A 1,211-nucleotide genomic window follows, 5' to 3' on the forward strand; every position below is an offset into this window, starting at 1 on the left:
ACGATCCTCCGTCGTCTTCGCAAACCACAGAGAATCACAAGCCGCTGAAATCACTCAACATAATTTTCGGTTGGGCTCTGAGATCCTGTCGGTGACAGAACGGTACCCATACTTCTTGCAGCAATGGGGCCACGAAGCCTGGAATATTGCGAGCAACAATCGGATATCCAGGAAGGATGTTCTGAAGGCCACATCGGCTGCGATCGTGAAGCTGGACGAAAGCTTCTTTCGCGTTCGATTTGACCGGTGTACTCCCACGGAGAAACGCTATATGCGCGCTCTGGCGGAACTCGGCCCTGGAACCCATCGATCTGGGGAAATCGCCGAGAAACTGAGCCTGAAGACAACCAATGTCGGCCCGACCAGGGACAAGCTGATCCGAAAGGGCATGATTTATTCACCCCAGCACGGCGACACCGCGTTCACCGTGCCGCTGTTCGACGCTTACATGCGCCGGGTCATGCCGACCCTCGACTGACCACGGCGGCGCAACATGCGCGCGTAGCAGAAATCACCTATAAGTAGATTCAATTGAGATTGACTCACTTTTGGATTCAAAGTGTACTCCTTTTCACTGAAGTCATATCAGGAAGGGAGGACATCATGATCAAGGCCATGAATCGCAAGGCGCAGTACGCGGTCGTTGCGGTGGAGCAGCTCCGCGCCATCAATCCGCTGTCCGACGGTGAGGTCATCGAGGCCCAGAAGGGCGTCACCAAGGACATGATCGCGGCGCTGGAAGAAATGGTGAACGCGGCCAAGGCCGGGAAGCTTGAGGGCGACGACGTTCTGGCGATCGGCGCGCTCGCCTGGGCCAGCCCCGCCTGATCCGCACACCAGCCGAACCCGCCCTCGCGCCCCGGCCGTCGCCACCCGGTTTGCCGGCGTGGTGATGGCCGGGGCGGTCGGTGATCAGGCGCCCTCGGCTCGTTCCCGATTCCCGTCACTGGCGGAGCTGACACGATGGCCATCTCCACACCCGCTGTGCCGCTCGGCCCCCGCGCGCCAACCCGGTGCCGGTCATGGCACATGACCTGTGGTGATACCGATTCCGGCGCTGCGGCCGCACGCGCGGCGGCCCCGGCCGGCCACCCGGTGATCATGCTGCCCGGATCCGGGGCCTGTCTGGACTCATACCAAATCTCGTGAGTCCTGACTCATAGGGGATTCCCAAACGGTCAGGAGTTCGATTCAATGATCGCGGACCTGAG

At 60.5% G+C, this 1,211-nt stretch carries 1 protein-coding gene and 1 pseudogene; both read left to right on the forward strand.

Annotation, left to right across the window (positions count from 1 at the left end; all coding sequences use genetic code 11):
• Positions 1-478, forward strand: a pseudogene (locus IEW15_RS26260) (MarR family transcriptional regulator); the annotation flags it as partial.
• Between the two features lie 125 nt (positions 479-603).
• Positions 604-828: a hypothetical protein gene (locus tag IEW15_RS25480; RefSeq protein ID WP_188583348.1), complete on the forward strand. Its 225-nt coding sequence runs from the start codon at positions 604-606 to the stop codon at positions 826-828.
• Positions 829-1,211 lie beyond the last annotated feature (383 nt).

It is taken from the genome of Tistrella bauzanensis (assembly GCF_014636235.1).
In the GTDB taxonomy this organism is placed as follows: domain Bacteria; phylum Pseudomonadota; class Alphaproteobacteria; order Tistrellales; family Tistrellaceae; genus Tistrella; species Tistrella bauzanensis.